The sequence below is a fragment of the Reyranella sp. genome, from assembly GCF_017305915.1.
In the GTDB taxonomy this organism is placed as follows: Bacteria; Pseudomonadota; Alphaproteobacteria; order Reyranellales; family Reyranellaceae; genus Reyranella.
In genome coordinates this window covers 25,319-46,051 of record NZ_JAFKJN010000043.1, presented here as the reverse complement: position 1 = coordinate 46,051, position 20,733 = coordinate 25,319, and the positions used below count along the sequence as shown (strand labels likewise).

Here is a 20,733-nt window from a genome sequence, read left to right as displayed (position 1 = left end):
CCCTTCTACGGCTTCAAATCCGAACAGGTCCGCGATACACTCTGTGGGCATCGGAGCATTCCTTTGGGAGTGAGACGGTCGTTGTTGCAAAACAACTTTCTCAGAACCCGCGCTCCGATGCACCTCTTCCTGTGAGATATCCGGGCTAGGGCTGTTCCTGAGCTGGCTGCGCCGGCGGTCCAACTCGCTCTTCCCGTCGCTGATCGCCCACGCGACCGAGAACTCGACCTTCGTGCTGTTCGCGCGAAATTTCGACGTCTTCTAGCTCGCGAGTTTGCGGTCGACGAAGTCGAGCCGGTCCTGGCCCCAGAACCGCTCGCCGTCGATGACGAAGAACGGTGCGCCGAACACGCTCTCGGCGATCGCGTGCTTGGTGTAGGCCTCGCGCTTGGCGGCCGTCTCCGGCGCCGCGCCCGCAGCCAGCACCGCATCGGCATCGAGGCCGCAGCCGGCGATGATCGCCTTCAGCGTCGCCGGATCGCCGGTGTTCTTCTCCTCGGCCCACAGAGCGGCCAGCACGGCGTGCGCCAGCTTGATCGCGTCGGCCATGCGGCCCTGCTCGCGGAGCGCGATGACGCAGCGCGCTGCCGGCGCTTCGTCGGCCGGAAAGAACTTGGGCTCCAGCGTGATCTTGATGCCGAGGTGATCGCGCCAGCGCTTCAGCTCCATCATGCGATAGGCCTGGCGCTGCGGCGACCGCTTGGGCAGCGGGAAGCCGCCCGACACCGCGAACACCGCGCCGAAATCGACCGGCCAGATGGTCACGTCGGCGCCGTGCTTCTTCGCGATGGCCTCGAAGCGCTTCGAGGCGAGATAGGCCCAGGGCGAGTTGAGCGACAGGTAGTAATCGACGTGCTTGGCCATTTAGGTCCTCCGAAGGCGCGGACTGTGGCATCTTTCCGAGGTGACGCAAAAGACCATCGCCATCACCGGCGGCGACGCCGACTACTTCGACCTGCTGAAGGAGTGCGTCGGCTCGCTGCGCGCAACGGAAGAGGGCCGCGCGATGGCGCTCGGCATCCTCGATTGCGGCCTGACGCCCGAGCAGCGGGCGTGGTTCGCCGCGCAGGGCGCGATCTTCGTCGTACCCGAGTGGGATTTCGATTTCCCGGGCCGCGCCAAGTTGAAGGACGGTTACAAGGCGCTGACGGCGCGGCCGTTCCTGCCGCGTTACTTCCCGGGCTTCGACCTCTATCTCTGGATCGACGCCGATTGCTGGGTGCAGCAGGGCGATGCGATCGCGCTGTTCCTTGCGGCGGCGCGCACCGGCGCGCTCGCCGTGGCGCCCGAGATCCATCGTTCGATGCGGCACTACCACCACGCCTGGAAAGAGTTCTCGACCATCAACGGCGCGGCCTACACCGCCGCCTTCGGTACGGAAACGGCCGAGCGGCTGATCCGCTATCCGCTGATCAATGCCGGCGTGTTCGCGCTCCAGGCCGACGCGCCGCACTGGCAGGGCTGGGCCGATCTGCTGGGCGAGTCGTTGCAACGTTCGGCCGACATGACCGACCAGATCGCGCTCAACGTGCTGGTCTACGATCACGGCTATGCTTGCGAGCCGCTGCCCAGCCGCTGCAACTGGCCGATCCATCACGCCACGCCGGCCTGGGACGCCGAGCGCGGCCTGTTCGTCGAGCCGGCCATGCCCTGGGATCCGTTGGGCATCCTGCACATGACGATCTACACCAAGCGGCTCCAGGCCCTGGACGTGCGCGAGATCAACGGCCCGCACGCCGGCGAGGTCCGGCCGCGCTCGTTGCGCTGGCCCGGCCCGCGCGGATTGCGCGAACCCTGACGAACGGCCATATAGCCCGCGTGACGGTTCCCTTCCTCAAGATGCACGGGCTGGGCAACGACTTCGTCGTGCTCGATGCCCGCGCGCGGCCGATCGACCTGCCGGTCGAGCGCCGCCGCGCCATCGCCGACCGGCGGCTGGGCGTGGGCTGCGACCAGTTGATCGTTCTCGAGCCGCCGACCGACCGCGCGGCCGACGTGTTCATGCGCATCTACAACCCCGACGGCGGCGAGGCCGGCGCCTGCGGCAATGCCACGCGCTGTGTCGCCTCGGTGGTGATGGACGAGCGCAAGACCGACCAGGTCACGGTGCAGACCATCTCGGGCCTGTTGGAGTCGGAAAAGGTCGGCGACGGCGTCATTTCCGTCGACATGGGGCCGGCTCTGCTCGACTGGCGCGAGATTCCGGTCGCCGGGGCCTGCGACACCAATCACCTGCCCGTCGGCGCCGGTCCGTTGCAGGATCCGGTCGGCACCAGCATGGGCAACCCGCACGCCACCTTCTTCGTGGACGACCTGTCGAAGATCCCGCTCGCCGAGCTGGGACCGACACTCGAGCACGACTCGTTCTTCCCCGAGCGCGCGAACATCGGCGTCGCGCAAATGATCGCTCGCGACAAGCTGAAGCTCCGGGTGTGGGAGCGCGGCGCCGGCCTGACGCTCGCCTGCGGCTCGGGCGCCTGCGCCGCGGTGGTCGCGGCGAGCCGGCGCGGGCTGGTCGACCGCAAGGCCGACGTGATGCTGGAGCGCGGCACTCTATCGATCGAATGGCTGCGCGACGGCCACGTCATGATGACCGGCGGCATCGCGCTCGCCTTCAAGGGTGAGCTGTGACCTTGGTCGAGTCCGAGAAGAAGAAGAAGGGCTGGCTGTCGCGCCTGCGCGACGGGCTCGCCAAGTCGACCAAGCGCGTCACCGAGAGCATCACCGGCCTCTTCACCAAGAAGAAGCTCGACCAGGCGACGCTCGACGAGCTCGAGGACGCGCTGATCCAGGCCGACCTCGGCGTCACCGTCGCCGCGCGCCTGGTCGAGAAGCTCGGCAAGGAGCGCTTCGGCAAGGAGGTCACCGACGAGGAGGTGCGCTCGGCCTTCGCCGACGACATCGCCGAGATCCTGCAACCGGTTGCGGTCTCGCTGAAGATCGATGCCGCGCGCAAGCCGCATGTCGTGCTGGTGGTCGGCGTCAACGGCAGCGGCAAGACCACCACCATCGCCAAGATGGCCCATCTGCTCAAAGGCGAGGGCAGGACGGTCATGCTGGCCGCCGGCGACACCTTCCGCGCCGCCGCGGTCGAGCAGCTCAAGGTGTGGGGCGACCGCGCCGGCGTGCCGGTGATCGCCAAGCAGACCGGCGCCGACGCCGCGGGCCTGGCCTACGAGGCGCTGGAGAAGGCCAAGGCCGAGCGCTGCGACGTGCTGCTGATCGACACCGCGGGGCGGCTGCACAACAAGGCCAACCTGATGGAAGAGCTGGCCAAGATCGTGCGGGTGATCCGCAAGCTCGATCCCGACGCGCCGCAGTCCTGCCTGCTGGTGCTCGACGCCACGGTCGGCCAGAACGCCCATGCCCAGGTCGAGACCTTCAAGAGCCTGTCGCCGGTCGACGCGCTGGTCCTGACCAAGCTCGACGGCAGCGCCAAGGGCGGCGTGCTGGTGGCGCTGGCCGAGAGGTTCAAGCTGCCGGTCGTCGCCATCGGCGTCGGCGAGGGCATCGACGACCTGCGGCCGTTCGAGGCGCGCGCCTTCGCACGCAGCCTGATGGGCCTGCCCTCATGATGGATCGGGCATGAGCGACGACATCAAGCCCGAGAAGGGCATGCGCAAGCTGTGGGCCACCGGGCTGGAGCTCGGGCCGCTGCTGCTGTTCTTCGCCGCCAACACCAAGTGGGGCATCTTCGTCGGCACGGCGGTCTTCATCGTCGCGACGGCCATCGCGCTGCCCTGCTACCGCTGGATGGAGGGGCGCTGGCCGGTGATGCCAATGGTCGGCGGCTTCTTCGTGCTGGTGTTCGGCGGCCTGACGATCTGGCTGCAGGACGAGACCTTCATCAAGCTCAAGCCGACCATCGTGAACTGCCTGTTCGGCGTCATCCTCAGTGCCGGCCTGCTGCTGTTCAAACGGCCATTGCTCAAGCCGATCTTCGGCGCCGCGTTCCAGCTCACCGACGAGGGTTGGTGGAAGCTGACCGTGCGCTGGGCGGTGTTCTTCTTTGTGCTGGCCGCCATCAACGAGTTCTTCTGGCACAACTTCTCGACCGATACCTGGATCGCCAGCAAGATGTTCGTGAGCTTCCCCGCGACCATGATCTTCGCCTTCTTCCAGATCCCGCTGCTCAAGCGCCACTGGCTGGGCGAGGATAACCCCTTCGCCTGATCGATTCAGGTCTCCGGCGCGATCAAATCCACTTTGGGGAAGTAGGTCCTGTATCGCGCCACGTCGCGCGTGAGGAGGCGGTAGCCGCGGATCGCCGCGTGGGCGCCGATATAGAAGTCGGGGAGCAGGGACGTCCTGCCGGCCGCGCCGGCCCGGCGCCGATAGACGGTAAAGGCCTTCGCCGCGAGGAAAGCCGCTTCGTACGGAATGTCCTCGCGTTCGATGATTGGCGGTAGCGCGTCTTCCAGGTCCTCGATCGCCTCGAAGCGGAACGAGATCTCGCCATAGACGATCGGGTTGATGACCAGCCGAGCGTCGCTCGCGGCCTCCTCCAGCGCCGCGCTCGACCATGACCACCAGCGCAGATCCTCGGAAAAGAGATCGAGGATGACGTTGCTGTCGACGAGGACTGTCATCGGCGGGTCATCGCCATGATCTGGTCGGTGGTGAGTTTGATCGTTCCGCGGCCGCGCATGTGCTCGACCAGCCGGGCGCCGCGGCTCGCCTTCTTGCCGCGGTCCGCTCGCCTGAGCTGGACGACCTTGCCGTCATAGACGAACTCGACCTCGGTGTGCGGCAACAGGCCCGCCCGCTCGCGGATGTCCTGCGGAATGGTGACCTGGCCCTTGGAGGTGATGCGCATCGCTGGCTCCTACTCTTACCGGTAAGAGTAATACCACGACAGGCCCATTCAGAGAAGCTGCGGCTGCAGCGCGCGGGCTTCCTCGGTGAGCGCCGGGACGTGGCGTTCGGCGGCGGAGCCGGTGGAGGAATCCTCCATCCAGACGGCGACGCAGAGCGCGCCGATGGCGACGCCGTCGTAGCGGCGCAGCGGCACCGCGGCGGCGTGGTAGCCGCGGCGCCATTCCTGGGCGGTGATGGCGAAGCCCTCCTTGCGGACATGCAGGATCTGCTGCCGCAACGCGCGCTTGTCGGTGATAGTGAAGTCGGTGACGCCCTTGGGCTCGAGCGTGCCGAGCCAGGCGTCGAGCGCCTCGTCGGAGAGCTGGCTCAGGATGGCGCGGCCGGCAGCGGTATTGAAGGCGGGCCGGCGCAGGCCGATGGTTGGCGCCAGCACGTCGGGCCGGCCGTGCATCGAATGGGCGATCACCATGATGTCGTGGCCGTCGAGCACCGCCGCGAAGCACGACTGCTCGGTGACCTCGGCCAGCCGCTCGCAGGCCGGCTGGACCACCGTCGAGATCATGTTGGAGCCGAGATAGACCGAGGCCAGCTCCATCACCTTGGGCGTCAGGCGGAAGGTGCGGCCGTCGCTGGTCGCGAGGCCCAGGCAGGTGAGCGTATAGAGCGCCCGCCGCACGCTAGGCTTGGGCAGGTCGGTCGCGCGCGCCACGTCGCTCAGGCTCATCGCGCTGCGCTGCTTGTCGAAGGCGCGGATCACCCGCAGCCCGCGCGCGAAGGCCTCGAGGAAGTCCGGCCCGTAGCCGCTGGCCGCGCGCCGCGCCGCGTCCTGTTCCCGCAACCGCGCCATCAGGACCTCAGTGCCCAGGCATTGTCCGACTCGACGCTCAGCGTCACCGCGTCGCCGACCGAGGCCGCGCGCGTCGCCGGGCATTCGACGGTGAAGCGCCGGGCCTGCCCTCCGACAGTGCTCTCGACGGTGAGGGTGCGCCGCGGCCCGCGGAAGACGCCGTCGACCACGGTGCCGGCCCACGAAAGGTGGCCCGCGGCGCCGAGCGTCACGTCCTCCGGCCGGATCATCACCAGCACCGCATCGCCCGGACGATAGGCGTCGCCGGCGCGGCAGTCGCCTTCGGTGCCGGCGCCTTCGATGGTGAGCACGTGGTCGGTGCCGTTGGCGCGGCAAGCGGTGACCTTGGCCTCGATGAAGTTGGGCGTGCCGAAGAAGGCCGCGACGGCGCGGCTCGCCGGCCGGCGATAGACGTCCTCCGGGGCGCCGACCTGCAGCGCCTTGCCCTTGTCCATCACGACGACGCGGTCGCTGAGGGCCATCGCCTCTTCCTGGTCGTGGGTGACGTAGAGCGTGGTGATCTTCAGGCGCCGCTGCAGCGCGCGGAACTCGTCGCCCATCTGCGCCCGCAGCCGCGCATCGAGGTTGCTGAGCGGCTCGTCGAGCAGCAGCACCTCGGGCTCGAACACCAGCGCGCGGGCAATCGCTACGCGCTGCTGCTGGCCGCCCGACAAGGCCGGTGCCGGCCGTTCGGCATAGGCTTCCATCTCGACCAGCTTCAGCGCCGCCGTCACCTTGGCCTTGATCTCCGCCTTGGCGACGTGCCGCACCGACAGCGGATAGGCGACGTTGTCGAACACCGTCATGTGCGGCCAGATCGCGTAGGACTGGAACACCATGCCGAGCTTGCGATGGTCGGGCGGCACGAACAGTTCGCTCGCCGCATCGCTCACCATCCGGCCGCCGATGGCGATCGAGCCGGTGTCGTTGCGCTCCAGCCCGGCCACCATGCGCAAGGTCGTGGTCTTGCCGCAACCCGAGGGCCCGAGCAGGGTGACGAACTCGCCGTGCTTGATCGCCAGGTCGACCGAGTCGACGGCCTTGAGCGCGCCGAAATGCCGGCCGACGCCGCTGAGGGTGACGGTGGGCATCGTCTACTTGTAGATCTCTTTGGCGAGCGCCAGCATCTCGTCCTGCCGGGCGGGATCGGTCGTACCCATCGCCTTGGTGGCGAGCAGCGGCCGGATCTCGTCGATCGTCTTCTCGATGACGCCCTTGATCACCGGATTGTAGCCGGCGTTGGCGAAGACGAGCTGCTGCTCGGGCTCGAGATAGTGGTTCATGAACAGGCACGCGGCATTGGGATGCGGAGCGTTCTTCAGCATCGAGATGTCGAAGCGCACGTAGGGCCGGCCCTCGGCCGGCACGATCGCCTTGATCGGCAGGCCCTTGAGGTTGTTGAGGTCCTGCAGGTTGAACGGCAGGTAGATCGGGTACTCGCCGCGCGCGGTGCGCCGCTCGCTGTTCTGCAGGTCGCGCGAGAAGGACGGCTTCTGCGCTGCCAGCTTCTCGTGGAACTCGCGGCCGAAGGCGTTCTGCATCACCACGAAGAACACCGCGCCGCCGCCCAGCGCCCGGTAGTCGTCGGACAGGATCTTGCCGGCCCATTTGGGATCGAGGATGTCCTTCCAGCTCTTGGGCTCGTCGGCCGGCTTCACCAGGTTCTTGTTGACCATCAGGCAGTAGCTGATGACCTCGGCGGGGATCTTGAACGCGTCGGCCTCGTAGGGCGCCTCGATGTTCCGGGTGTTGGGCACCTCGCCGCGCGGCTGGAAGTTGCCGTCGCGCTGCATCAGCCCGGTCGTGGTCGAGCCGTTGTGGTGCAGGTCGCCGAGGAAGCGGCCGGCCGCCTGCTCGACGCGCACCCGCTCGCGGACCTCGCTGGCGCGCGCCTCGAGCAGGTCGACCTTGATGCCGTACTTCGCTTCGAAGGCGTTGATCACCTTCTTGTGGAACACCGAGCCGATCGAGGCGGTGTAGATCAGCAGCTTGCCTTCCTTCTTCGCCGCCTCGACGACCTTGTTCCAGTCGCCGGTCTGCGCCGATGCCGCGATCGCGGGTGCTGCTGCGAGCAACCCCAGAACCTTCCGTCTACGCATGATTGCCTCCCTTTTTCACAGCGTGCTTATGCGACGCTTTATGAATCTGAGCTGGACCCAGCGGAACAGCAGGACCATCGCCAGCATGACCAGGCCGATCACGCTCACCGTCTCGGGCTTGCCGCTGTTCCACAGCTTCAGCATCACCACCGACAGCACCGTCGTATCCGGCACATAGAGCAAAATGGAGGCGCTGAGCTCGCGCATGATGCCGAAGAAGATCAGCACCCAGCCGACCGCGAAGGCAGGCCACGCCAGCGCCACCAGAATGCGGCCCATGGTCTGCCACCAGTTGGCGCCGTGGACGCGGCTGCATTCCTCGATGTCGCGCGCGATCTGGGCATAGGCGCCCGAGGTCACGCGTACCGCCACCGGCGTGCCGAGCGCCACATAAGCCAGCAGCAGCGCCCACAGCGTACCGTAGATCGGGATCTCGTGCGGCAGGGTTGCGAAACCCCATAGGAAGCCGATGCCCAGCACCATGCCCGGCATCATCCAGGGCAGCCAGGCAAGGATGTCGATCAGCCGCCTTCCGTGCCAGGCGGTGCGCGTCGTGATGTAGGCGACGATGCCGCCCAGGATCATCGTCGCGGTGGCGCCGAGGAAGCCCAGCAGCAGGGTGTTGCCGAAGGCGGTCCAGAACTCGCGATTCTCCCAGACGCTGCGGTAGTGCTCGAACGTCAGCATGTCGAGCTGGTAGAAGCCGAAGAACTGGAAGAACGAGCTCAGGATGAGCTGGCCGACCGGCAGCGCCACGGCGAGCGCGAAGAACAGCACGCAGATCGAGAAGGTGACCCAGCGCAGGCCGCCGAGCCGCGTGACGCTGGGCGCATAGGCCTTGCCGGTCACCGTGGTGAAGCTGCGGCCGCGCAGCAGCCGGCTCTGCAGCACCAGCAGCAGGAACATCAGCGCCATGGTGGCGAAGCCCATGGCGGTGGCGCCCTGGTAGTCGGGCTGGGCGCGCTGGGTGATCATGTCGAAGATCTGCGTCGTCAACACCTTGATGCCGACCGGCGTGCCGAAGAACACCGCCGACTCGAACGACTCCATGCCGCGGATGAAGCTCAGGATGAAGGCCGAGGTGGTGACCGGCAGCATCAGGCCGAAGGTTATGCGCCAGAAGGTTTGCCAGCGCGTGGCGCCCGACATGCGGCTCGATTCCTCAAGCGAGGGGTCCATGGCGCGGAAGGCGTCGACCACGAACAGGAAGATGAACGGCGTCGAGTACTGCATCATGTGCCAGACGATGCCGCCATAGGAATAGACGTCGACCAGCGTGCCGTCGGTGCCGGTGAGCCAGCGCCACGCCAGGTTGATCGTGCCGACCTGAGCGTTGCCCAGCATCGCCCACGCCGTCGCCGTCAGGATCGGCGGGATGAAGAACGGCAGGGTGATCAGGATCTCCAGCACGCCGCGGCCCGGTGTGTCGGTGCGCGCCACGATCCAGGCGAGCAGGATCGCCAGCGCCAGCGACAGCACCGTCTTCACCAGCGACAGCGCCGCGGTGTTGATCAGCGCCTGGAGATTCTCGGCTGTGGCGAGGCTGGCATAGCCGTCGAAATTGTATTCGCCCGCCATGCCCGGCGGCGTCGAATGCAGGCTGCCGTATAGCAGCATCGCCATCGGATAGACGGTGAGGAAGGCGAGGACGAGCACCAGCAGGCCGATGCCCAGCGGCCGGCCGTAGCTTCCCAGACCGCGCGCGGCGGTCCGGGCGGGAAGGTCGACGGCGACGGCCAGAGGCCGCTACTCGGCGGCGAGCGGCAGCCGCTGCAGCATGCCGAGCGGGCTCAGCGCGGTCTGGAGCTTCTCGGCATAGGCGTCGAGCCAGTCCTGCGTAGCAGGTGCCACGAAGGCGCCGCCGCGGGCGCGCTGGCAGTCGTGCTGGTTGTCGACCAGTGGCGGCGCGGTGCCCTCGCTGGCGAACTTCTGGCACGCCTCGAGCAGGCGCTTGCGGGTGATCGCGATCATGCGGTCCGACGGCGCCAGGTGCTCGAGCGAACGGTCGACGATCTCGCCCATGCATTCGACGGCGGCCTGGTCCTGGCGGCCGATGCCCTGGATGCCGGTGTAGTTGGAGTGCTTCTGCGCTTCGCGATCGATGAAGTAGTCGTTCTCGCGCCGCGCCACGAGCCGGTGGCGGCCGTGCCAGTCGTTGGTGTTGGGCAGGTATTCCATGTCGGGTTTGAGGCCCGGGATCCAGTCGCCATTCTTCAGCGTCTGCAGCGGCGCCGTCTTCTTCACCCAGGTCAGATTGTAGACCATGGTGTGGGTGTCATCCATCGGCACGTTGAGCGTGCACGCGACCTGGTCCTCGAAAAAGCCGTTCGGCGTGAGCGTGATGAACGGGAACATGAAGTGGGCGAAGCGGTAGTAGAGGTTGCCCGCATCGGCCGGCCGGTAGGCCGCGTACATCGTGCCCCAGTCGGTTTCGGTCGCCTTGTAGTCCGGCGCGCGGTCGCCGACGCCCCACTTGTGGATCGTGTCGGGCGACACGTCTTCCATCTTGAGGCCGCCGATATGCAGGAAGCCGAAATGCGAGGTGTCGATGTCGCCTTCGAGCGACTGGAACCAGTTGCACTCGCGTTGGTGGACGCGGATGGTCTTCTGGTCCTCGGGCAGGTTCAGGGTCTCGAGCGCCGGCAGCTCCGGCGGCTGCTCGCGCTTGCCCATGTAGGTCCAGACGAAGCCCGCGCGCTCGACCACCTTGTAGGCGCGGGCCTTGATGCGGTGCTTGAAGTCCTGCGCCGGCGGCACGTTCGGCATGTCGGTGCAGTTGCCTTCGACGTCGAACTTCCAGCCGTGATAGACGCAGCGCAGGCCGCCTTCCTCGTTGCGCCCGAAGAACAGCGAGGCGCAGCGGTGCGGGCAGCGATGCTCCATGATGCCGACGCGGCCGTCGGTGTCGCGGAAGGCGATGAGCCGCTCGCCGAGCAGCAGCAGCCGCATCGGCTCGCCGTCGGCCTTCAGCTCCGAGGAGAGGCACGCGGGAATCCAATACTCGCGCATCAGATTGCCCATCGGTGTGCCCGGACCCGTACACGTAAGCATCTCATTAGCGGCTGCTGTGAGCATCGTTTCCTCCGATTTGTACGCTCTACGGACGTTTGTACGATGATAGCAGATCGGGCCCGAAGCAGCGAGTCTCCCAGGGCAGATCGTGGCCGGATGAAGCCCGTCGGAAGGTCACGGCTCCGGCAGCCGGCTGCGCCGTGGCTCGGCCAATGTCTCCAGCAGCGGACATTCCGGCATCGTTCCCTGCGCGCATTCCGCCACCATCCCGGCCAGCACCTTTTCCATCCTGCGCAGGTCGACGATCTTCGCTCTGACCTCCGTCAGGTGCTCGCGGGCAAGCGCGTGCACGGCGCGACAGCTGCGAGACTTCTGGTCTGCGAGCCCGAGCAGGCGGCGCACCTCCTCGACCGAAAAGCCGAGGTCCCGGGCGCGACGGATGAACTGGAGCCGCTCGGCATCGGCGGGTCCATAGGCTCGATATCCTGCCGCCGTCCGCGCCGGATTCGGCAAAAGCCCCGACCGTTCGTAATAGCGAATGGTCTCGATGTTCACGCCGGTCCGACGCGAAAGGGTGCCGATTTGAAAAGCTGCGGGCATCGTCATGGGATCACGGTCCTTTGACCGGCATTGCCGTTGAGTCTGTAGCTACTACAGGGTGCATGGTCCCGCCATGGTTGCTCGACACAAGACCTCCGGCGCAGTACGGCCCGAAACGGGCAAGGACCTCGCAAAGACACTGTTCGCGGCGAGCGGGCTGGCGGCCGCCTTCGGCGTTGCCTCCTGCTGTGCGTTGCCCATGGCGCTGTCGCTGCTGGGAATAGGTACCGCTTCCCTGGTTGGCATCGGCTACCTGGCCGTCCAATATCAGCAGGAGCTGTTCTATGGAGCGGTGCTGTCGCTGGCGGCGGCCGCATTCGTCATGTGGAGACAGCGCCGACTGCAAGCCTGCAGCCCGGATTCTGCGTGCGTGCGGCCGTTTTTGAATTGGGGAAACAAGATCGCCGTCGTGCTGGCGATCGGCCTACTCGCCCTGACTTTCTGGATTGAGCCTCCGATATGAACGTCATTCTCCGATCCATGCTGACATGCCCGTCGTGCGGCGCCATGACGACCGAGACGATGCCGACGGACGCCTGCCAATATTTTTACGAATGCCTTGCTTGCAAGACGCTGCTCAAGCCCAGGGCCGGAGACTGCTGCGTCTTTTGCTCCTACGGAAGCGTGGCTTGCCCGCCGATCCAGCAAGGACAAGCCGATGACTGCTGCCGGCAAGGCAACACGGCGTAGTTCCGACCGACGCTAAATCCCTTCCGGCTTGCGCGGCGGCCACAGGCGCGCAAGGTCGCCGGTCGGATTGGAATAGGTCGCGAAGTCGGTCTTGCCGCGCGAATCGTGGAAGTGCGCCAGCGCCCACACCACAGTCGGGAAGGCGAGCTGCTCCCAGGGGATGTCCGCGAAGTCGACGAGTGCCACGTCCTCGCTCTCGGGACCGGCGGCGATGTCGTCACTGACCAGCCGCGCGCGGTACATGATCTGCACCTGGCCGATGCGCGCGACGCTGTACATCGCCAGCAGCCGGTCGATCTCGATGGTGGCGCAGGCTTCCTCGCGCGCCTCGCGTTGCGCCGCCTGCTCGGTCGTCTCGCCGAGCTCCATGTAGCCCGCGGGCAGGGTCCAGAAACCCTTGCGCGGCTCGATCGCGCGCTTGGCGATGAGGATCTTGTCCTGCCCCTTGTCCTGCCACGTGCAGACCGCGCCCGCGACGATCTTGGGGTTCTGGTAGTGGATGAACTCGCAGCGCGCGCAGACCAGGCGTTCGCGGTTGTCGCCCTCGGGGATGCGCTTCTCGAAATGGTCGGGCGGGTCCCAGGGCAGCCGCGGGCGATCGGGGACGACGGGTGAATTCATGCGAACATTCCACAGCCAGAGGCGCCGCCCATCAAGGGAGCTCCGCATCGGACGGCCGCAGCCGCGAGGGCAGGAGCTCGCCCTTGTGCTCCAGCACCGGATAGGCCGCCGCGGCGACGATGTGGTTGTTGACCACCTTGAGGTCGCGCAGGGCGTCGAGATGCAGCGAGCTGGTCGCCGCCGTGTCGACACGCCTGGACCGCAGCCGATCGAAGTGCGCGTCGGTCGATGAAGCCTGCAGCTCGCGGAAAGCCTCCTTCTCGGCCGCCAGCAGGCGCGCCGCGCGCTCGTCGCTGGTCATGAACAGCGACGCGGCGGTGCGGGTGTTGGTGATCAGGCGGTCGATCATCTCGACCAGCTCGGCCTTGCCGTTGTCGGAGAAGGTCAGGCCGCGCTTGGAGAGCTTGCTCGAGATGCCGAGCAGGTTGCGGTCGACGGCGTCGCCGGCCTGCTCGATGTTGGTCGCGAAGATCAGGATCTCGCGCATCCGGCGCAGGTCGTCCGGCCCCAGCCCGTCGGTGTCCAGCGAGGTCACGTAGGCCTTGATCGCGCTGTTCAGCCGGTCGAGCACGTCGTCCATCCGCTTGACCCCGCCGATCTGGCGCCGGTCCTGGCGGCCGAAGCTGTCCTTGAGGCCGACCAGCATGCTTTCGAGCACGTCGGCCATGCGCAAGGCCTCGCGGGCGGCGCCGCCCAGCGCGAGGGCCGGCGTGTCCCGCGCCACCGGATCGAGATAGATCGGCCGGCCGGGATCGGCGGCATCGACGCGGGTCGGCAGCAGGCGCTTCAGCAGGTCGGCAAAGGGCCGCAGCAGCGGGAAGAAGACGGCCGCCAGGATGAGGTTGAACGCGGTGTGGAAGTCGGCCACCGCGCGCGAAGCGCTCGGCTCGATCGCCATCAGCAGGGGGCTGACATAAGGCAGGGCGACGAGGGCGGCGACCACGCCGATGATCCGGTTCAGCAGGTTGCCGAGCGGCAGGCGCCGCGCCGCCGGGTCGGTCCCCGTGGTGCCTTCGACGACCGGGTTGATGGCGGTGCCGAGATTCGCGCCGAGCACCAGGGCGAAGGCCGCTTCGGGCGGTACCGTGCCCTGGATGGCGAACGACATCACGACCAGCACGACGGCGACGCTGGAATGCGCCAGCCAGGTCAGGCCGGCGGCGAGCAGCACGTCGAGCACCGGCTGCGTGGCGATCGCGCCCAGCAGCAGGCGCAGGTTCGGCGCATCCTCGTAGGGACGCAGCAGCGCGATGAACTCATGCAGGGCCATCAGGACGAGTCCCAGCCCGATCAGGACACGGCCGAAGTCGCGCGGCCCCGCCGAGGCGCGCCGGAACAGCAGGACGCCGATCAGGATGAGAGCCGGCGAGAACTCGGCGATGTCGAACGACAGCAGCTGCACGATCAGCGTCGTGCCGACATTGGCGCCGAGCATGACGGCGAGCGCCGGCATCAGCTCGACCATGCCGCTTGCCGTGAAGCCGGTGACCATCAGGCCGGTGGCGGTGCTGCTCTGCAGCAGCGCGGTGATGCCGAGACCCGCCAGGAACGCCTTGAAGCGATTGCGCAGGGCGCTGCTCAGATAGCTGCGCAGCTTGGCGCCGAACGCCCGCTGGACACCGGTGCTGACCATGTGGATACCCCACAGGAGGAGCGCCACTGATCCCGCGAGCTTCACGAGCGTAATCGGGAATTCCATTCTACCGACTGTCCCTGGAGGAGCTGGACCGACCCTGCGTTGGCGGATCGATGCGACGACGGGCTTTTCATCGCGCCGTTTTCAAACGAGTTCAACACGCGAAAAGATGCAGGTCGCGGGTGATGCCCCTTGAAGTACAGCGGCTCTCCACCATGTGTCCATTATGGATTATCGTCCATGGACGGAATGGCTCGGTTACGCCGCCCGGGACGGCGGTTACGCCGCCCTGAGCGGCGGTCACGCCGCTCTTATCAGCGCGGCGACGCCGGGCAGGGGCTTGCCTTCCATCCATTCGAGGAAGGCGCCGCCCGCGGTCGAGACGTAGGAGAACTGGTTCTCGACGCCCGCCGCGGCCAGCGCCGCGACGGTGTCGCCGCCGCCCGCGACCGACAGCAGCTTCTTGGCCTGGGTGAGGTCGGCGACGGTCTTGGCGAGCCCGACCGTGCCGGCGTCGAACGGCTTGATCTCGAAGGCGCCGAGCGGGCCGTTCCACACCAGCGTCGCGCACGCCTTCACATGCTCCTCGTACATCGCCAGCGACCTCGGCCCGACATCGAGGATCATCTGGTCGTCGGGGCAGTGGGCGGCATCGACCACCCTGTGCGGCGCGTTCGCCTCGAACTTGGCCGCGACCACGATGTCGACCGGCAGCAGCACCTCGCACTTGGCGGCCCTGGCCTTCTCGACGATCTCCAGCGCGGTCTTGCCGAGGTCCTTCTCGGCCAGCGACTTGCCGACCTTGATGCCCTGCGCCAGCAGGAAGGTGTTGGCCATGCCGCCGCCGATGATCAGCTTGTCGACCTTGCCGACCAGGTTTCCCAGCAGGTCGAGCTTGGTCGAGACCTTGGCGCCGCCGACCACGGCGCAGACCGGCCGCCTGGGCCGGCCGAGCGCCTTGTCGAGGGCCTCCAGCTCGCCCTGCATCAGCCGGCCGGCCAGTGCCGGCAGGCGATGGGCGATGCCTTCGGTCGAGGCGTGCGCGCGATGCGCGGCCGAGAAGGCGTCGTTCACATAGACGTCGCCCAGGGTCGAGAGCTGGTCGACGAAGCCCTTGTCGTTCTTCTCCTCCTCCTTGTGGAAGCGGAGGTTCTCGAGCAGCAGCACGTCGCCCGCCTTCAGCGCCTTCACCGCGGCCTCGGCCTGCGGGCCGATGCAGTCCTCGGCGAAGGCGACCGGCTTGCCGACGGCTTTGCTCAGCGGCTCGACCAGAGGTCTCAGCGACATGTCAGGCACGCGCTTGCCGTCGGGCCGGCCGAAGTGGCTGAGCACGATCACCTTGGCGCCCTTGTCGGCCAGCTCCCTGAGCGTCGGCGCGGCGCGCTCGATGCGGGTCGCGTCGGTCACCTTGCCGTTCTTCATCGGCACGTTGAGGTCGACGCGCACCAGCACGCGCTTGCCCGAGACGCGCTCGGAATCGATGGTCTTGAAATCGCTCATGCTTTCTTCCTGATCACGAACACCAACACATCGCCCTCGCGCGCCGTCGAGACCAATTCGTGGCCGGTCTGGCGGCAGTACGCGGGGAAGTCCTGCTCCGCGGCCTTATCGGTGGCGCGCACCGTCAACAGCCCGCCGGCATCGAGCTCGCGCATCTTGCGGTTGGCGCGCAGCACCGGCAGCGGGCAAAGCAGGCCCGTCGCGTCATATTCGAGGCGGTCAGTCACGAGCGGATCTGCCTTGAGGTCGATAGTACCTCATCGCCTCGGGCACCCAGTGCCTGATGTCGGCGATGCGGGTGTCGTCGGCAGGATGGGTGCTGAGCCATTCGGGCGTCCGCGGACCGCCGCTGCGCGCCTTCATGCGCTCCCACACGCCGACCGCCTCGCGCGGATCGTAGCCCGCCATCGCCATCAGCACGAGGCCGATATGGTCGGCCTCCGATTCCTGGGTGCGCGACATCGGCAGCAGGATGCCGACCGTGGCGCCGGCGCCGAGCGCCGCGGCCGCCATCGGCGCATAGGTGCTGCCGCTCTTGCCGCCGGCCACCGCGAGACCGAGGGTCGCCAGCATCGTGCCGGCGGCGACGGCCTTCTGGTCGCTCAGCCGCTCGGCGCTGTGGCGGGCCAGCGCATGCGCGACCTCGTGGCCGATCACCGTGGCGAGGCCCGCCTCGGTACGGGTGATCGGCAGGATGCCGGCATAGACCGCGACCTTGCCGCCGGGCAGGCAGAAGGCGTTGGGCACGTTCTTGGCGATGGTGCGGAATTCCCAATTGTAATGGGGGGCCTTCCACATGTCGGCCGGCGGATGCTCGGCGGCGTCGGCGATGCGGCGCCCGACCTTCTCGACCAGGGCGTTGAGCTCGACGTCGTGGCTCTGCGGCTCCTTGGCCAGCACTTCGCGATAGGTGCGCGCGCCGAGCTGGCGCTCCTCGCTCTCGCTCACCAGCATCATCTGCGAGCGGCCGGTCACGGGCGCACTTTCGCACGCCGCGAGCAAGCAGAAAGCGAGCAGGAAGACGCGCCGCATGCGCCGACTCTAGTAAAGGAGCGTGACGGGGTCGAGACCGTCCGTCGTCCCGACCGGAGCAAAGCGGAGTGGAGGGACCATCTCTTCCGCGGCCCGTTGCTTGACCGCAAAGAGAAGGTCCCTCGACTGCGCCTCGCTGCGCTCGGCTACGCTCGAGACGACGGGCTACGTCAAAAACCCCGGACCGCCACGGCGCTTCAATTCCTCGCCGAGCTCGCGGCCCATCGCTTCGGCGTCGGTCGCGGGGCCGGTGCGGTCGTTGGCGATCAGCTCCGAGCCGTCCGGCCTGGCGATCAGGCCGCGCAGGTAGAGCGCGCCGTCCTTGTCGAAGATCGCATGTCCCGCGATCGGCGTGCGGCACGAGCCGTCCAGCACGGCGAGCATCGCGTGCTCGGCCGTGATGCACGTGGCAGTGGCTGCGTGGTTGATGGCGGCGAGCCAGCCCAGCGCCCTCGCGTCGTCGACGCGGCATTCGATGCAGACCGCGCCCTGGCCGACGGCCGGCAGGATCTCGGCTTCCGGCACCGGCGTGCCGACGGTGAGGCCGAGCCGCTTCAGGCCGGCCATCGCCAGCAAGGTTGCCTCGACCTCGCCGCGCTCGCGCTTGGCCAGCCGCGTGTCGACGTTGCCGCGCAGGGTGACGATCTGCAGGTCGGGCCGGTGATACAGAAGCTGCGCCTTGCGGCGGAGCGCAGCGGTGCCGACGATCGCGCCCTGCCTGAGGTCGGCGATCCGCGTGACGTCGCCCGCTATCAGCACGTCGCGCGCATCCTCGCGCGGCAGGAAGGCGGAGATGACGAGGCCGGCCGGCTGCGCCGTCGGCATGTCCTTCATGCTGTGCACGGCGGCGTCGATGCGGCCGGAGTGGAGCGCTTCCTCGATCTCCTTGACGAACAGGCCCTTGCCGCCGGCCTCGGACAGCGGGCGGTCCTGGATGGCGTCGCCGGTGGTCCGGATGGCGACGATCTCGATCGCGTCGGATGCCGCCAGTTCCGGCACGGCCCGCGCGAGCGCGTCGCGTACCAGGCCGGTCTGGGTGAGGGCGAGCTTGCTGCCGCGCGTGCCGAGGCGAAGGAGGGAAGCCATGGCGCTGCTCTAGAGCGATTTCCGGTTAGATGGAACCGCGCGCGGTTCCATCTAACCGGAAATGCGCGCGCGGGTGATGTTGTTGAGAGAGACGCAATCCGTCCGGCTGAAGTCAGCCGGACGGATTGCGTTCTAGCCTACACACCCTCCGGAGGCTAGAAGGCAGCCATGCGCGTCCTGGGTATCGAAACCAGCTGCGACGAGACGGCGGTGGCCGTGATCGAGGGGGCTGCCGACGACCGGCCGGTCGGCCGGATTCTCGCCAACCTGGTCTACAGCCAGCTCACCGAGCACCGCCGCTTCGGCGGCGTGGTGCCGGAGATCGCCGCGCGCGCCCATCTCGAGCGGCTCGACGGGCTGGTGGCCGAGGCGCTGGCCATGGCCGGGCTGGAGATGGCCGAGCTCGACGGCATCGCCGCGACCGGCGGACCCGGCCTGATCGGCGGCGTGATGGTGGGCGTGATGACCGCCAAAGCGATCGCCTTCGCGCACGACAAGCCGTTCCTGGCGATCAACCATCTCGAGGGCCATGCCCTGTCGGTGCGGCTCACCGAGGGCGTGGCGTTTCCGTACCTGCTGCTGCTGGTGTCGGGCGGCCATTGCCAGTTGCTGACGGTGCGCGGGCCGGGCGACTTCACGCGGCTCGGCACCACCATCGACGACGCGGTCGGCGAATGCTTCGACAAGACCGCCAAGCTGCTCGGCCTCGGTTTCCCGGGCGGACCGGCGGTCGAGCGCGCGGCGAAGAGCGGCGATTCCCTTCGCTTCAAGCTGCCGCGGCCGATGTGGCGCAAGCCCGGCTGCGACTTCTCCTTCTCGGGCCTCAAGACGGCGGTGCGCCAGCTCGCCGAGTCGCTGCCGAAGGACGACCCGCAGGCGATCGCCGATCTCTGCGCCTCGTTCCAGCGCGCGGTCGGCGACGTGCTGGCCGACCGCAGCGGCAACGCGCTCGCGCGGGCGCCGAGCGACACGCTGGTCGTGGCGGGCGGTGTCGCGGCCAACACCTACCTGCGCGGCCGGCTCGAGGGGCTGGCCGTCCGCCTCGTCGCGCCGCCGATAAAATTCTGCACCGACAACGGCGCGATGATCGCCTGGGCGGGGGTCGAGCGGCTGCGGCGCGGCATGGTCGATGCGCTCGACTTCGCGCCACGCCCACGCTGGCCGCTCGATGCGGACGCGGGGGCGGCGCGATGAACGTCAACATCCTGTTCGGCACGCCGATCATCGTCGTCGAGCTGCCCGACGCCGCAACGCTCAACGCGGCGCTCAGCACGACCATCTTCGAGCGCGAGAAGAGCCATCCCGGCACGCAGCATTCCAATCTCGGCGGCTGGCAGTCGGACTGGGAGATGGACCGCTGGGGCGGCGCCGCGGCGATCAGGTTGCTCGCGATCGGCCGCAACACCGCCAACCGCATCACCACCGACCGCCAGGGCAAGCCGGTGTCGATCGCCTGGAAGGCCAACATGTGGGCCAACATCAACCGCTCGGGCCACGGCAACGAGTTCCATTCCCATCCGGGCAGCTTCTGGTCGGCGGTCTATTACGTCGACGACGGCGGCATCGATGCCGATCCGGCGCTGGGCGGCGAGCTGGAGTTCATGGATCCGCGCGGACCGGGCCCGGCGATGTACGCGCCGCAGCTCGCCTATGGCAGCGCCGGCCTGTCGGTCGGCGCCAACGAGATCGTGCGGCCCAAGGCCGGCCGGATGGTGATGTTCCCGGCGTGGCTGCTGCACCAGGTGCGGCCCTACAAGGGCACCCAGCAGCGCATCTCCATCGCCTTCAACCTGAGCCTCTAGATGGTGGACGCTGCGCATATCGGTGTCGTGGGCGGCGGCGCGTGGGGTACCGCGCTCGCCTGCCTGGCGCGCCGCGCCGGCCGACGGGTGACGCTGTGGTCGCGCGATCCGGCGATTGCAAAAGCCATCGCGACCGATAAAGCCAATCCGGTCTATCTGCCCGGCATCCCGATCGATGCCGGCATCGAGGCGGCGGCGGGCCTCGACGATCTCGGCGCCTGCGACGGGTTGCTGCTGGTCTGCCCGGCGCAGGCCGTGCGTGAGCTGGCGCGGCGCCTGCCGGGCGACGGTCCGGTGGTAATCTGCGCCAAGGGCATCGAGGTCGCGACCGGCCTCTTGATGCCCGAAGTGCTCGCCGAGGTGCAGCCCGGGCGGCGCATCGCCGTGCTGTCGGGGCCGAGCTTCGCCGAGGAGGCGATCCGCGGCCTGCCGACCGCGATCAGCATCGCGACCTTCGAGCCGGCGCTCGGCCAGTCGCTGGCGACGGCGCTGGCGGCCGGCGCGTTCCGGCCGTACTGGAGCCACGACGTGCTGGGCGTGGCGCTGGGCGGCGCGGTCAAGAACGTGCTGGCGATCGCCGCCGGCATCGTCGAGGGCAGGGGCCTCGGCTACAACGCCGCTGCCGCGCTCGCGACCCGCGGCTTCGCCGAGATGGCGCGGCTCGGCCAGGCGATGGGCGCCGAGCTCGAGACGCTGACGGGCCTGAGCGGCCTGGGCGACCTGGTGCTGACCTGCCACGGGCCGCTGTCGCGCAACCGCTCGCTCGGGCTGGCGCTGGGCAAGGGCACCAGGCTCGCCGACCATATGCAGGGCCGCCGCCAGGTGGTCGAGGGCGAGGCGACGGCGCCGGCCGTATTGGCGCGGGCCGCCAGGCTTGGCATCGAGATGCCGATTTGCGGCGCGGTCGATGCTATCCTGCACAAGGGCGCGGACCTCGATCAGACGATCCGCAGCCTGCTGGCGCGTCCGCTGAGACGCGAAGGGGAGTGA

The 20,733-nt window shown here is 68.1% G+C and carries 23 protein-coding genes and 1 pseudogene; 9 read left to right on the top strand and 15 right to left on the bottom strand.

Annotated features, from left to right (window positions below; genetic code table 11):
• Positions 1-261: 261 nt before the first annotated feature.
• The gene (locus J0J01_RS31185; RefSeq protein WP_296387536.1) at positions 262-864 is read right to left on the bottom strand and encodes a 2-hydroxychromene-2-carboxylate isomerase; all 603 of its coding nucleotides are present in this window, start codon (positions 862-864) and stop codon (positions 262-264) included.
• A 40-nt stretch (positions 865-904) separates the two neighbouring features.
• Between J0J01_RS31185 and J0J01_RS31180 the strand changes: the two genes are divergently transcribed.
• The 4 genes and pseudogenes from J0J01_RS31180 to J0J01_RS31165 all read left to right on the top strand — a co-directional run bounded on the left by J0J01_RS31180 (position 905) and on the right by J0J01_RS31165 (position 4,173).
• Positions 905-1,798, top strand: coding sequence for a hypothetical protein (locus J0J01_RS31180; protein WP_296387535.1), 894 nt, complete (start codon positions 905-907; stop codon positions 1,796-1,798).
• Positions 1,799-1,818: 20 nt separating this feature from the next.
• Positions 1,819-2,631 carry a diaminopimelate epimerase gene (gene dapF / locus J0J01_RS31175; RefSeq protein WP_296387534.1) on the top strand — a complete coding sequence of 271 codons (813 nt, stop codon included), beginning with the start codon at positions 1,819-1,821 and terminating at the stop codon, positions 2,629-2,631.
• Between the two features lie 20 nt (positions 2,632-2,651).
• A pseudogene (ftsY, locus tag J0J01_RS31170) lies at positions 2,652-3,575 on the top strand (signal recognition particle-docking protein FtsY); the annotation flags it as partial.
• A gap of 10 nt (positions 3,576-3,585) precedes the next feature.
• A complete protein-coding gene (locus J0J01_RS31165) occupies positions 3,586-4,173 on the top strand; it encodes a septation protein A (RefSeq protein ID WP_296387533.1) in 588 nt (195 codons plus the stop codon).
• A 5-nt stretch (positions 4,174-4,178) separates the two neighbouring features.
• Here the strand turns inward: J0J01_RS31165 and J0J01_RS31160 are convergent, their stop codons facing one another.
• The 8 genes from J0J01_RS31160 to J0J01_RS31125 form a co-directional block, all read right to left on the bottom strand.
• Complete coding sequence (locus tag J0J01_RS31160; protein ID WP_296387532.1) at positions 4,179-4,589, bottom strand: type II toxin-antitoxin system VapC family toxin; 411 nt, start codon at positions 4,587-4,589, stop codon at positions 4,179-4,181.
• The gene (locus J0J01_RS31155) at positions 4,586-4,816 is read right to left on the bottom strand and encodes an AbrB/MazE/SpoVT family DNA-binding domain-containing protein (RefSeq protein WP_296387531.1); all 231 of its coding nucleotides are present in this window, start codon (positions 4,814-4,816) and stop codon (positions 4,586-4,588) included. Before J0J01_RS31155 ends, J0J01_RS31160 begins: the two co-directional genes overlap by 4 nt.
• Positions 4,817-4,864: 48 nt before the next feature.
• Positions 4,865-5,665, bottom strand: a complete 801-nt coding sequence (locus J0J01_RS31150) for an IclR family transcriptional regulator C-terminal domain-containing protein (RefSeq protein WP_296387530.1) — start codon at positions 5,663-5,665, stop codon at positions 4,865-4,867.
• Positions 5,665-6,756, bottom strand: a complete 1,092-nt coding sequence (locus J0J01_RS31145) for an ABC transporter ATP-binding protein (RefSeq protein ID WP_296387529.1) — start codon at positions 6,754-6,756, stop codon at positions 5,665-5,667. Before J0J01_RS31145 ends, J0J01_RS31150 begins: the two co-directional genes overlap by 1 nt.
• A 3-nt stretch (positions 6,757-6,759) precedes the next feature.
• Positions 6,760-7,764: an extracellular solute-binding protein gene (locus J0J01_RS31140; protein WP_296387528.1), complete on the bottom strand. Its 1,005-nt coding sequence runs from the start codon at positions 7,762-7,764 to the stop codon at positions 6,760-6,762.
• 15 nt (positions 7,765-7,779) lie between these two features.
• The gene (locus J0J01_RS31135) at positions 7,780-9,420 is read right to left on the bottom strand and encodes an iron ABC transporter permease (protein ID WP_296387527.1); all 1,641 of its coding nucleotides are present in this window, start codon (positions 9,418-9,420) and stop codon (positions 7,780-7,782) included.
• Between the two features lie 90 nt (positions 9,421-9,510).
• On the bottom strand, positions 9,511-10,773 hold the full coding sequence (locus J0J01_RS31130) for a Rieske 2Fe-2S domain-containing protein (protein WP_296387526.1): 1,263 nt from the start codon (positions 10,771-10,773) through the stop codon (positions 9,511-9,513).
• A 177-nt stretch (positions 10,774-10,950) separates the two neighbouring features.
• Complete coding sequence (locus tag J0J01_RS31125; RefSeq protein ID WP_296387525.1) at positions 10,951-11,382, bottom strand: helix-turn-helix domain-containing protein; 432 nt, start codon at positions 11,380-11,382, stop codon at positions 10,951-10,953.
• 67 nt (positions 11,383-11,449) lie between these two features.
• Between J0J01_RS31125 and J0J01_RS31120 the strand changes: the two genes are divergently transcribed.
• On the top strand, positions 11,450-11,839 hold the full coding sequence (locus tag J0J01_RS31120; RefSeq protein WP_296387524.1) for a hypothetical protein: 390 nt from the start codon (positions 11,450-11,452) through the stop codon (positions 11,837-11,839).
• Complete coding sequence (locus J0J01_RS31115; RefSeq protein WP_296387523.1) at positions 11,836-12,066, top strand: GDCCVxC domain-containing (seleno)protein; 231 nt, start codon at positions 11,836-11,838, stop codon at positions 12,064-12,066. Before J0J01_RS31120 ends, J0J01_RS31115 begins: the two co-directional genes overlap by 4 nt.
• Before the next feature lie 12 nt (positions 12,067-12,078).
• Here the strand turns inward: J0J01_RS31115 and J0J01_RS31110 are convergent, their stop codons facing one another.
• The 6 genes from J0J01_RS31110 to hemC all read right to left on the bottom strand — a co-directional run bounded on the left by J0J01_RS31110 (position 12,079) and on the right by hemC (position 17,941).
• Positions 12,079-12,687, bottom strand: a complete 609-nt coding sequence (locus tag J0J01_RS31110) for an NUDIX hydrolase (protein WP_296387522.1) — start codon at positions 12,685-12,687, stop codon at positions 12,079-12,081.
• Between the two features lie 31 nt (positions 12,688-12,718).
• On the bottom strand, positions 12,719-14,386 hold the full coding sequence (locus tag J0J01_RS31105; protein WP_296387521.1) for a Na/Pi cotransporter family protein: 1,668 nt from the start codon (positions 14,384-14,386) through the stop codon (positions 12,719-12,721).
• Between the two features lie 237 nt (positions 14,387-14,623).
• Positions 14,624-15,823 (bottom strand): phosphoglycerate kinase, encoded by a 1,200-nt coding sequence (locus J0J01_RS31100; protein ID WP_296387520.1) that lies wholly within the window; start codon positions 15,821-15,823, stop codon positions 14,624-14,626.
• Positions 15,820-16,050, bottom strand: coding sequence for a sulfurtransferase TusA family protein (locus J0J01_RS31095; protein WP_296387519.1), 231 nt, complete (start codon positions 16,048-16,050; stop codon positions 15,820-15,822). The genes J0J01_RS31100 and J0J01_RS31095 overlap by 4 nt, the downstream gene beginning before the upstream one ends.
• Positions 16,043-16,855 (bottom strand): M48 family metallopeptidase, encoded by an 813-nt coding sequence (locus J0J01_RS31090; protein WP_296387518.1) that lies wholly within the window; start codon positions 16,853-16,855, stop codon positions 16,043-16,045. Before J0J01_RS31090 ends, J0J01_RS31095 begins: the two co-directional genes overlap by 8 nt.
• 165 nt (positions 16,856-17,020) lie before the next feature.
• Entirely contained in the window at positions 17,021-17,941 is a 921-nt protein-coding gene (gene hemC / locus J0J01_RS31085; RefSeq protein WP_296387517.1) for a hydroxymethylbilane synthase, read from the bottom strand.
• 168 nt (positions 17,942-18,109) lie between these two features.
• Between hemC and tsaD the strand changes: the two genes are divergently transcribed.
• The 3 genes from tsaD to J0J01_RS31070 are packed head-to-tail and all read left to right on the top strand — an operon-like array spanning position 18,110 to position 20,733.
• Positions 18,110-19,135 (top strand): tRNA (adenosine(37)-N6)-threonylcarbamoyltransferase complex transferase subunit TsaD, encoded by a 1,026-nt coding sequence (gene tsaD, locus J0J01_RS31080; protein ID WP_296387516.1) that lies wholly within the window; start codon positions 18,110-18,112, stop codon positions 19,133-19,135.
• The gene (locus J0J01_RS31075) at positions 19,132-19,743 is read left to right on the top strand and encodes a TIGR02466 family protein (protein ID WP_296387515.1); all 612 of its coding nucleotides are present in this window, start codon (positions 19,132-19,134) and stop codon (positions 19,741-19,743) included. Before tsaD ends, J0J01_RS31075 begins: the two co-directional genes overlap by 4 nt.
• Entirely contained in the window at positions 19,744-20,733 is a 990-nt protein-coding gene (locus J0J01_RS31070; protein ID WP_296387514.1) for an NAD(P)H-dependent glycerol-3-phosphate dehydrogenase, read from the top strand.

Excerpts from the sequence above, each read along its gene's own strand:
- J0J01_RS31185 (WP_296387536.1), bottom strand. The coding sequence starts at position 864 with ATGGCCAAGCACGTCGATTACTACCTGTCGCTCAACTCGCCCTGGGCC.
- J0J01_RS31165 (WP_296387533.1), top strand. The coding sequence starts at position 3,586 with ATGAGCGACGACATCAAGCCCGAGAAGGGCATGCGCAAGCTGTGGGCC.
- J0J01_RS31160 (WP_296387532.1), bottom strand. The coding sequence starts at position 4,589 with ATGACAGTCCTCGTCGACAGCAACGTCATCCTCGATCTCTTTTCCGAG.
- J0J01_RS31155 (WP_296387531.1), bottom strand. The coding sequence starts at position 4,816 with ATGCGCATCACCTCCAAGGGCCAGGTCACCATTCCGCAGGACATCCGC.
- J0J01_RS31150 (WP_296387530.1), bottom strand. The coding sequence starts at position 5,665 with ATGGCGCGGTTGCGGGAACAGGACGCGGCGCGGCGCGCGGCCAGCGGC.
- J0J01_RS31145 (WP_296387529.1), bottom strand. The coding sequence starts at position 6,756 with ATGCCCACCGTCACCCTCAGCGGCGTCGGCCGGCATTTCGGCGCGCTC.
- J0J01_RS31140 (WP_296387528.1), bottom strand. The coding sequence starts at position 7,764 with ATGCGTAGACGGAAGGTTCTGGGGTTGCTCGCAGCAGCACCCGCGATC.
- J0J01_RS31130 (WP_296387526.1), bottom strand. The coding sequence starts at position 10,773 with ATGCGCGAGTATTGGATTCCCGCGTGCCTCTCCTCGGAGCTGAAGGCC.
- J0J01_RS31125 (WP_296387525.1), bottom strand. The coding sequence starts at position 11,382 with ATGACGATGCCCGCAGCTTTTCAAATCGGCACCCTTTCGCGTCGGACC.
- J0J01_RS31120 (WP_296387524.1), top strand. The coding sequence starts at position 11,450 with ATGGTTGCTCGACACAAGACCTCCGGCGCAGTACGGCCCGAAACGGGC.
- J0J01_RS31115 (WP_296387523.1), top strand. The coding sequence starts at position 11,836 with ATGAACGTCATTCTCCGATCCATGCTGACATGCCCGTCGTGCGGCGCC.
- J0J01_RS31110 (WP_296387522.1), bottom strand. The coding sequence starts at position 12,687 with ATGAATTCACCCGTCGTCCCCGATCGCCCGCGGCTGCCCTGGGACCCG.
- J0J01_RS31105 (WP_296387521.1), bottom strand. The coding sequence starts at position 14,386 with ATGGAATTCCCGATTACGCTCGTGAAGCTCGCGGGATCAGTGGCGCTC.
- J0J01_RS31100 (WP_296387520.1), bottom strand. The coding sequence starts at position 15,823 with ATGAGCGATTTCAAGACCATCGATTCCGAGCGCGTCTCGGGCAAGCGC.
- J0J01_RS31090 (WP_296387518.1), bottom strand. The coding sequence starts at position 16,855 with ATGCGGCGCGTCTTCCTGCTCGCTTTCTGCTTGCTCGCGGCGTGCGAA.
- hemC (WP_296387517.1), bottom strand. The coding sequence starts at position 17,941 with ATGGCTTCCCTCCTTCGCCTCGGCACGCGCGGCAGCAAGCTCGCCCTC.
- tsaD (WP_296387516.1), top strand. The coding sequence starts at position 18,110 with ATGCGCGTCCTGGGTATCGAAACCAGCTGCGACGAGACGGCGGTGGCC.
- J0J01_RS31075 (WP_296387515.1), top strand. The coding sequence starts at position 19,132 with ATGAACGTCAACATCCTGTTCGGCACGCCGATCATCGTCGTCGAGCTG.
- J0J01_RS31070 (WP_296387514.1), top strand. The coding sequence starts at position 19,744 with ATGGTGGACGCTGCGCATATCGGTGTCGTGGGCGGCGGCGCGTGGGGT.